The organism is Ruegeria sp. HKCCD8929 (assembly GCF_013031405.1).
In the GTDB taxonomy this organism is placed as follows: Bacteria; Pseudomonadota; Alphaproteobacteria; order Rhodobacterales; family Rhodobacteraceae; genus Ruegeria.
This window is the reverse complement of record NZ_WPZY01000071.1, coordinates 1-9,902: the sequence shown is the minus strand read 5'-3', so window position 1 is coordinate 9,902 and position 9,902 is coordinate 1. Positions and strand designations below refer to the sequence as shown.

Annotated in this window: 7 protein-coding genes; 1 reads left to right on the top strand and 6 read right to left on the bottom strand. The window is 56.5% G+C overall.

Annotated elements, in window-relative coordinates:
* Positions 1–244: 244 nt before the first annotated feature.
* The 4 genes from GOX53_RS28085 to GOX53_RS28070 all read right to left on the bottom strand — a co-directional run bounded on the left by GOX53_RS28085 (position 245) and on the right by GOX53_RS28070 (position 5,301).
* Positions 245–2,350 carry a N,N-dimethylformamidase beta subunit family domain-containing protein gene (locus GOX53_RS28085; RefSeq protein ID WP_171182182.1) on the bottom strand — a complete coding sequence of 702 codons (2,106 nt, stop codon included), beginning with the start codon at positions 2,348–2,350 and terminating at the stop codon, positions 245–247.
* On the bottom strand, positions 2,347–3,738 hold the full coding sequence (locus GOX53_RS28080; protein ID WP_254446844.1) for a TRAP transporter large permease: 1,392 nt from the start codon (positions 3,736–3,738) through the stop codon (positions 2,347–2,349). Before GOX53_RS28080 ends, GOX53_RS28085 begins: the two co-directional genes overlap by 4 nt.
* On the bottom strand, positions 3,735–4,217 hold the full coding sequence (locus GOX53_RS28075) for a TRAP transporter small permease (RefSeq protein WP_171182181.1): 483 nt from the start codon (positions 4,215–4,217) through the stop codon (positions 3,735–3,737). Before GOX53_RS28075 ends, GOX53_RS28080 begins: the two co-directional genes overlap by 4 nt.
* 85 nt (positions 4,218–4,302) lie before the next feature.
* Positions 4,303–5,301 (bottom strand): TRAP transporter substrate-binding protein, encoded by a 999-nt coding sequence (locus GOX53_RS28070; protein ID WP_171182180.1) that lies wholly within the window; start codon positions 5,299–5,301, stop codon positions 4,303–4,305.
* A gap of 107 nt (positions 5,302–5,408) precedes the next feature.
* Between GOX53_RS28070 and GOX53_RS28065 the strand changes: the two genes are divergently transcribed.
* Positions 5,409–6,311, top strand: a complete 903-nt coding sequence (locus GOX53_RS28065) for a LysR family transcriptional regulator (RefSeq protein ID WP_171182179.1) — start codon at positions 5,409–5,411, stop codon at positions 6,309–6,311.
* 858 nt (positions 6,312–7,169) lie between these two features.
* Here GOX53_RS28065 and GOX53_RS28060 read toward each other — a convergent pair.
* Positions 7,170–8,312, bottom strand: coding sequence for a hypothetical protein (locus GOX53_RS28060; protein ID WP_171182178.1), 1,143 nt, complete (start codon positions 8,310–8,312; stop codon positions 7,170–7,172).
* 436 nt (positions 8,313–8,748) lie between these two features.
* Positions 8,749–9,902 (bottom strand): strawberry notch C-terminal domain-containing protein (locus GOX53_RS28055; RefSeq protein WP_171182177.1); only part of this gene is annotated, 1,154 nt, incomplete at its 5' end.

The window sequence follows — 9,902 nt, the reverse complement described above, 5'->3', positions numbered from 1 at the left end:
CCGCCATTGTCTTTTGGGTCGGCATAGGTCTGAGGTTGGAAACCAGATGGCATAGGCATGCTGTTACAAAGAGGGTTGCGGATGTCAAACCCTCGCTTTCTAGACCAGACGTTCAGACAAAGCGCAGCGGATTCAACGAACGAGCCCAAAGCGGCGAATGCTGCGCTTTGTTTGAATGGGCGCAATGTGCACAGTCCAGACATTGTGGTTTGGAAACCGTTTTCTAGGGAAGCCGAGACCTGCGTCAGTCCAGCGCCTTCTCAAACACATTCTGTAGTAGCTGCGAGATGTCGTTGTCGTAATCATTCCAGGGCAGGCTACCGCAAAAGGTGATGGATCCCGTGGCAAAGACCGATCCACCACCGGGATAGCTGCAATAGATCATGTCGGCGTGTTTTGCGTCGGCTTCTGTTCCACCTGAGAGATTTGTCAGGTGCGTAAGTTGTTCCTCGGGCACCAACATGAACCCGCTTTCACGGGTGACGGAACGTGCCAGTAGAACCGCGCTGTCAGGTGTGCCGATACGGGCGTCCATATGGTCAAGTTCGAATCCCGCAGCGCCATTGCCCGAATATCCGAAATCGCCGACGACATCGCTTTCGATACCTCTAAACACCCATTCGACATCAGGATCGACCGACACGCGCCGGTATGGGTCACCGAAGAATTCACCTTGCGCCGAAAAGCCGATGCCGACGAGGTCTTGCGGCGCACGGCCATTGCGCCGCCACAGACCGCCATAGCTGCCGTCGAATGCGTTGTAATATTCGCCCGGCTCCGCCGCCCAGGCGCGGATACCATCTTCAGCGCGGCGAATTTCCAGCATGCCGTCGTTTACGTTATGGACCGCAATACGCCAGTAAAACCCGTTGCCACCGAGATAAGCTAAGTGGCCACCGTTGTCACGGTAGTCACGCAGCGCGTTCAGGCTTTCTTCGCTGTGATACTCGGGATGGCTTCCGGTCGTGAGCAGTTTGTAGCCTGCAATCGCCGAATGGCCATGGGTGTGCAAATCATGGTCCGTCACCAGATCATACTCGAATCCCTTGGCATGCAGCCAACTGATCAGGTGACTGTCAGCGGGAAAGTGACGCAGCCCGGAACAGAGCGTTGTGCCAAAAGTTATGTAGCCCGGACGCAGGTTGAACAGCGGGCGACGGTGTGAGGCATGGCATATGCCCGATCCGTCCGAATGGTAGTTATAAGTCGACAGCCCATATTGCGGGTACTCTGCCGGGTTATGTGGATAGGCGTTCCACCCGGCTATCCGATCTTGCCATGAAGGGTCATAATCGGGCCGCGCGTGATTGCCGTAAATCGCATAGGTGAACGTTGACACAAGCACACAAAGGTCTGCCTTGCGCCGACCGAGCGGCGGGCAGACAAAGAGTGGGATCGCTTCGTGGTGCCCGTCGCATTCCAGCCGCATGATGAAAATGCCGGAGGGCATATCGTCGGGAATGGTGAAGGTGAAATCGGTGTCCCATCCGAAGTCGTAGATATCATCCTGATGAAAGTGAATGGCGGCATAATGGTCGGGCCGATGCCGCCAGTTCATTTCGGTCCCATCCCAGCTTGCACCGGTCATGGCACGGGCAGGAAAATTTATTAGAGCCAGATCAGGGCCTGCGAGAGCGGGCACCATGGTCTTTGTCATGCCTTGCGCGAAATCCCACGCGCAAAGCGTTACTCCGTCGGCCTCGATGACTGGCGCTTCGATTTTGCCGTTGAAGTGCTGCGTGACGCGCCCGTCCGACAGGCGGGCGCCAACAGTGGGTCGGTCGTTCAGGCCATGACTGCCAACCGGTCCTACAACTCGGACCGGCTCTGTCGCGTATCGGCCCAGCAGCTGTTGCGTCAGCGTCAGCGTGCCATCGGCAAGCCGGGCTTCGAGCCGGTACCATTTGCGCAGTTTCAGCGGCTCGCCAACACAGACCTGATCCTTTCCCGCGCTCAGACAGGCCGCCCCATTTGCATCGACGCAAAGATCAATCTCGCCACAGCTCAACACGCTTTGTACGCGGTCGCAACGCTGTGTCGGGCAGATCGTCACCGCGAAATCCAGCACCGTGCCCGCCTCAGCCGCTATGTCGGCCTCCGCCATCCCGTAAGAGCCGGGATAGAAAGGGCGGTGCACCGATGTGACCTCACGAGGCGCAAAGAACGCCGAGGCGTCTTCTTCCAGAATGCCCGGTCCTGCTGGGTTGGGATCGGCACTGATGGATCTGACCAGGCGCACTTTGAAAGGCCTGTCTGAACTGGACGAGACCTTGAACTCAAGCGTTTCACCGGGCCGCCCCGACAATTGTTCAACATAACCGGTCAGCGGCAAATCATCGTCTACGGTCATCGCATCGGCCCATAGACTAGGTCAGGCAGGTAAGTCACCCAACTCGAGAAAAACACCAAGAGCAGGATCATCACGACATAGGGGATCAACAGGGGGAGGACACCCACCGAGATTTCCTCGATGCTTATCTTGCTGATCCGTGCCGCGACGAACAGGTTGACGCCGATAGGTGGCGTCAGGAAGCCGATTTCGCAAGTCATGACCGTGAAGATACCGAACACCACCGGGTCAATGCCAAGGCTGGTTACCAGCGGAAAAAACACGGCGGTGAAGATGATGATTTGCGGGATGCTTTCCAACCACATGCCGACGATGATGTAGAACACACCGATCAGCAGCATCACCAGCCATGGGAACTCTACCAGACCCTGAAACAGGCTCAGCACGGCTGTCGGAATATCGAAAATGGTTACCAACTGGCCAAAGGCCTTGGTCGAGCCAAGAATGAACAGCACGGTGCCTATGACGATGGCCGTAAACTTGAAAGCGTGAAACAGCTTCACCCAGGTCAAGCCGCGATAGATGAACATCCCGACAAAGAGACCATAGGCGACGGCGACGCCGGCGGCTTCGGATGGGGTGAATATGCCCGCATAGATGCCGCCCAAGATAATGACCGGCGCCATGACCGCCCATTTGCCGTCCCAGAACGCTTCGAGCAGCGGTCCCCAGCGGAATTTTTCGCCAGTGCCGCCGTAATCGTTTTTTACGGAGATGATGAAGACGACAACCATCAGCATCAGGCCCAGAACAATGCCCGGAATGATGCCCGCCAGAAACAAGCGCGGGATAGACACTTCCGTGACAAGCGCAAAGATGATCAGAAGGTTTGACGGCGGGATCATGCTGCCAAGTGCGCCGGCAGCCGCAGCGATAGCGCCGGCAAAGCGCGATCTGTACCCCTCTTCCTGCATGGCCGGAATTGTGATTGAGCCAATCGCGGCTGTGGTCGCGGGACCTGACCCAGAAAGTGCGGCAAAGAACATGCAGGCCACAACTGTGACAAGCCCGATACCGCCCTTATAGGCACCAACAAGCTTTTGCGCGATGTTGACGAGTTTTTCGGACATCCCGCCCTGTTCCATCAACTGACCTGCCAAAACAAACAGCGGGATGGTCACCAATGGGAAAGGCTCAAAAGCGGTCCAGGCGGCCTGCGCCATCAGCGTCATCGGTATGTCGGCGATGTAAAGCCCGGCAACCGTGGCAATACCGGCAGCAAACGGAATGGGCACGCCAATGGCCATGGTCACGACAAAGACGATGGCCATTACGATCGGCCCGTTCGCGCCCGCAACAACCGCCATGATCAGGCCAAGGATCAGAGCGACCAGCACGACAACAGGGACGATGCCCGAGCTGGCTTTCGGATCTGTCGTATCAGTCATAACGGAAGCCCCCGGAATTCATCAGCACGCCAGCGCCAATAGACCTGAAGAATGCGGAACAGCATCAGGCAAAACAGCATTGGAATGAACATCTGCACCCAGCGTTGTTCAATCCCCAGACCCGGGGTCTGGTACGTCACCTTGAACAGCAATTGCGTGTAGGTTGTGGTCTGCACGATCATGAAGATCACGAAGGCCAGCCACAGGGCATCTGCGGCCACCACGCAGGCGATTTGTAAAACACGCGGCAGACGGCTGACCAGCAGCGTAATCCGAATATGTGCACGCTCCCGCGTGGCCATTGTAGCCCCGAGGTAAACGGCAAAGATCATACCATAGACTGCGGTTTCTTCGGCCCATGCCGCGGCAGAATGAAAGACAAAGCGCAGAACCACCTGCATCAGGACTGAGCCAATGATGACGCATAGGAAGACGGCGCACAGCACCTCTTCAAAGTGTTTGTCGATCCTGGACAGCATACCGTTTCCCCCGGTGTCAGATAAGGCTGACAAACAAGGCCTGTGAACGCGTGCCCACAGGCCCTTTGTTTGGTTGTGAATTGCCTTACTCGGCTGCGGTGCGGATCGCGGCCAGCAGCGCGTTGAACTCTTCACTGCCCTCTTCAGCGTATTTGTCCTGAACGCTCAGACCGGCCTTTATAAAGTCGGATTTATCGACTTCTGCCGTTGTCATTCCGCCCTCGGTGGTCAGGAACGTGCGAATTTCCTCGACCTGAGCCGAGACAACCTCTTTCTGATAGATACCCGCCTCTCGCGCAGCGCGCATCACGGCATCACGCTGGGCATCGTCCAGTTTGCCCATGATCCTGTCGCTGGCAAAAAGTGGCGAGAAATAGTTGAAGTGCTCCAGTGCCGTGAAATGTGGCATGAATTCATAGAACTTCTGCGATTTTACGAACGGTGTACCGGCATCGCCACCATCAACGGTGCGGGTTTGCAAGGCCGTCGGCGTATCCGCCCAGGGCAGAGGAATCGGAGCGGCACCAAAGGCGGTGAAGGTATCGAGCATCACCTGGTTCTTGGGAACGCGGATCTTCATTCCTTCCATGTCCGCCATGCTGGTGATCGGGTTGCGCGAGTTGAAGAAATCGCGATCGCCGACAACGCCGTATGTAAGCAGGTGCACCCCGGTGGCCTCTTGCAGTTGAGTGGCGAAACTCTGCCCCACTTCACCTTCCAGAACTTTATAGGCGTGTTCCTTGTTTTGGAAGATATAGGGCAGCACGAACGCATCCATCAATGGAAAGTGCGGCGAAACATTGTTCATCGTTATGATGTACATGTCCACTGTGCCAAGCTGCATTGCCTTGAAAGCTTCGTCTTCGGTCGTCAGTTGAGCGCAGCAACGAATTTTGACGTCGATGCTCCCGCCGGTGTATTCCTCGACCAATTCTTCGAATTTGGTGGCGATGGTGCCGTAGGAACTGGTTTCGGCTGTGGCATAACCAAGGTTGATCGTGACATCAGCAGCCAAAGCCACCGATCCGGTGACAGCCAACGCGAGCGCGGATGCCACGATTGATTTTAAGCCTAGTGTGGGCATAGGTTTCTCCATGTTGGGTGTTGTTATCTAATTGTCCCGCAAGGATGGCATGATTTTCGTTGTCTGGATAATATCAGTTGAGTACTAATTGATGCCATAAGGGCATCATGAAATTTGGCCTCAGACATATTCGCTATTTTATTGCCGTGGCAGAGGAATTGCATTTCCGGCGCGCGGCTGAACGGTTGGGCATTGCCCAGCCCGCTCTCAGCCGCGCCATTCGATACCTGGAGAAGGAACTTGGCGTGGAGCTGTTTGATCGCTCTAACCGAAGCGTCACAATCACAACTGCCGGGGAAACTTTTTTCGAGGGCTGCCTGACAATTGTCAATTCCGTTGAACATGTCATCGAGAACACTAGGCGGGTCAACCAGGGCCAGATCGGCGCCTTGCGGATCGGGTATACGGACACGGCAATATCGGGCGTTCTGCCGGGCCAGCTAAAGGCATTCCAAGATCAGCAACCAGGCATTGTCCTGCAGCCTCACCATGATGTTACGACCACGCAATTGCAAAAACTGGATCAGGGCGTTCTGGACTTTGGCTTTGTTACAGGGCCGATCGACCGATCAGAGTATGAGCAATGTCCGATCCAGTCGGAATCCTTCGTCTGTGTTGTCTACGAGGCTCATCCGCTTGCGGTACGCAAGTCGATCAGACTGGAGGAGATATCGGGCGAAGATTTCGTACATGGGTCCTCGAAAGACTGGCAGCAATTCTATGCCTACCTCTTCCCACTCTGCCGCAGGTCTGGGTTTGAACCAAGGATTGTCCAAGAGGCGTATAACACCGCAGGTATCCTGGGATTGGTGGCAAGCGGCATGGGCGTGACCATCCTGACAGACAGCGTCCGGAATTCGATTGTTCCGGGGTTGGCTGTCCTCGAATTCGAGGATGTTTTTGAGCAGTTACAGACAATGGCAGTGTGGCGCCCGGATATCATGACCGGCTCGAAAAGACTGTTTGCAGAATTCCTTCGCGATACCCGATCCAATAGTTCAAATTCGTAACTGACCGTCCTTCACTGCCATTCGGACGCATGCAGCGAAAGTTGGCAATGTCCGCGTCTTTTGAGTTCACGACCCGTGCGGCGAACGGCGATTGCTGCGCTGCAATCTTTCAACCCAAGCATGCCAAGCTCTCCTACCGGACTGCCGTTCGCACGTAATCTGGGTTCGGGCCGATGATTGCAGGCTGGTTGCAAATAATGTGGGTTCATTCGCAGATAATTCGGGTTTGTCCCCTTCGATAGATGCAAATAATTCGGGCCGAAAATCACGATGATTGCAGGTCGAGCCAATTATGTTCGCAGGTCGTTACACTTAAGCAACTGTCTGCGCCGGATCGAACGATTGAAGACAACCGTGCCGTCGGCCGAAATACCGTGGACTTGAAAAATATCCTTGCCGAGATCCAATCCTACTGTCGTAGCTTCCATGATGGGGCTCCTTTCCTGTCAGAAGATGACTTCTGTACAATGCCGCATTGCGCGTCGGTCAGGTGCAGACGTCATCCACCCCATCCGCGTCTTGCCCATTCATTGGCGGTGCGTCGAACGGCCGGTGTACGAATAAGGCAGGGCATCTGAGAATTTCATCGTACCGATTATATGAGACTCACGAACGGGTGATTGCATGGAAACTGCATAGGACGGGCGGCTGTAACGATGAGCGATCCCCTTGCGGACACTAACGTACGATCCTGCCCTCTACCGGAGTAGACCCCTTCCCCTGACGGCCAGGGGCGTTTGGCTTGTCCAAATCCCGCTGGCACGCGAAGATGAAGCGGCGTGTACCTGCCCCACTATCTCCTGCAGCCATTCAACCCTATTGGGTGAAATCACACTTGGGAATGAGGGCTTGTCGCCGTCATCGAGGCCCATGGACGATCAAGGGATAGATCGGCTCACCGTTCTTGTGCCCCTCATGGGCAATAACCGGGTTTTCGAACACACCGAAATAGGTCCAATCCTTGGAGACGAGGACGTTTGTCAGCACGTATTTTACCGAGGTTTGCTTGGTGGGGATGAATTTTTCGTTCACCCGGGATCCGAGGATGTCGTTTGGATCAGAGAAGGCAACCACATCGATCAGTTGCTCCTCTTCTTCGGGGCCGTGGCCGGTTGCCAATAAATCCAGGAATTTCGATAGCGTATCTCCTGAAGGCACAGCCTTTTTGCGCGGGATATCGATATCGGCCTGACTGAGAATGGGCAGCTGGTTGGATACCATGTAGATCGCCTGAAGTGCCCGTAGCTGGGACGCCAGTGCGGCGCCACGTAGGTTGTCGTCGAGAGCGAGCACCGCATCGAACAGAACTTTTGATCCAAGGCTCACGGAGATGAACGAGATCGGGGCGGTGTCATTGGCGCGCAACGACAATTGGCATCGGGTGCGCTCACCCACCGCTTTCGAAACAGATTTGCCAAACGTTGCGCCTCCAAGCACATCGCAGACGGCTTCCTGCATACTGGCGCGGATCTTGTCACCGTTTGGTCCGGTATAGACAATCGCGTCGATCAGACACTCATTTATCAACCTCGACCGGACTTCGTGATTTAGGCTGGCCCGGATCGGGGATCCTGGGTCATCGCGCCTGCGCTTATTGTCAAAATCGATGTGTTTACGATGCTTGTCGATACTCTTCCCCCACGCGAGGAAGGTCATGTCGATCGTCTTGTTTTCGCCATTCAAACGGAAGTCGAACCGCTGCACGACCGGACCGTCGTCGCCTCCATAATCCTTATTGCCGCGGGATACGAGATTGCCACCGCCGAACTGATTGGAAAGCAGCTGGGCCTGCCCCATTGCCCATTTTTCGTTCTTGCCTTCGGAGCACATCCCGTGGGTCATAAGAACCCGAATGCGATTGACGTTATGTTCCTGGAAACTCGCGAGGATGCCCTTGTATCCGGCGCCATCGATTTCTGGCGTTTGATATGGTTTGGAACAGGCGGTGACTGATACCGCAAGCAAAGCAAAAATCGAATTACGAAGCGTTTCTATGGTCATTAATCTGACTCCCAGTGGGCTTGCGGGGAGGTGGTGCAAGGACTAGCGAGGTCTCATAGCTCCGTCGTTGCTCTCTCCAACCGCGTCATGGGAATTGCGGGTGGCAAAATCATGCCACCTTTCGCGCTCAAGTAGTAATTGGAACCTTAGCCGAATGTGCTGAAGATTTACAGCGCAACCAATCCGGAGCGAGCTGATCAGTGAGACGATCCCAAAGCCGCATTGATTGCGGGATGTGGAGACCAAAATAATTCGGATGGCCCCTAACAATCAGCACAATATGCCGTCAGTTATCCACCTGGACCAAAGCGCCTTGCACCATTGATGGCCGGCGTTTCAGGCTCTCCACCGAGTTTATGAAGGTCCAAGTCAGGTTGCCCGGCCATTTGGAAGCTCTTGGGGGCCGGTGAGCCAGAGGGTGAGAACGGCTACCACATCACTCGGCCGCGATGGCATCGGACTGGCCACCCTGTTGGCCAACAATCCGGGTGAGCGCCGCAAGTGCTGTAGCTTCCTCCCCCTCCTGCCAGGGCAGGAACACGCGCAGCTGGTACTGGTGGATCTCGGTGAAGCACCCCAGCGACTTGAGCCAGGGCAGGGTCTCGCGGGCAACCCCGGAGAGCTCCAGCCTGTCCCGGCCGGCCACGCGGCGCTTGCGAAGGCTGTGCCCATTGCCGAGATCGACCGCGCGGTCGGTGGTGAGCACGATGCGCATCAGATCCTCCGGGCTGCTCGCCTCATCGAGTTTCATGAAGCGGCCTCTGAGGGTGGCGGCCTGATCCTCCTGCAGCGCGCGGCCAAGCAAGGCCGGGCCGTTCTCCGGCTGTACCCGGTAAATCCGGGTGTTATCACCGGGGATGCTGGTCCAGATCGGCAGGATGAGCCCGGTCAGGAGCTGCAGCTGGCGGATCTCAGAGTCCGGAAGGCCGGCAACCTCCGCATTCCATGCGGAACGGAAAGCCTCGATGCTGACAGACTCCCAGTTCGAGCGCTCAAACTCCTGCTCGGTCAGGTACCCCTTCTTCGCAGGCCGCACCATGCGCCGTTCGAAGCTGAGATCGCCATCGCTGTCATAGACCTGTCGCGCGCGCGGGCTGATCAGGGCAACAGAGCCCGAGGCGGCGTTCCTCATCGGCGATAGCCGTGGATGATTTTCCAGAACGTCGTCAGCCGTCGCATAGTTGAGGGCGTTTTCGATGGTGAGCGGCACCAGTGAGGTGACCTGGCCAGTCGCCTCGCAGCGGCGCAGCTCCTGCGGCTCCCCGGCGGTAATGCGGTCTCCGCGCAGGATCTCGAGGCCAACATCGAGCGTGCCGGTAGCACGGGCGCGGTCGGTCGCCGTTTCGATCTTGTCCATGAACTCGGCAAAGAGCGCATTCTGCATGTCGATGGGCAGGGCCAGAACCCGGTTCAAGAACCGCTGGATCGGGGGCAGCTCATCGAGCAGCACGCCCTCTTCGGAGGTGAGCTTCAGCCCGGTCCAGTCGGTGAAGGCCTTGAAGGTCATGGCCTCGCAGTCGCCACGGACAAGATCCCCATAGAGGCTGCGCAGACAGGCGCGCGCGATCGGGCTTTCGAGATTGTCGCTGG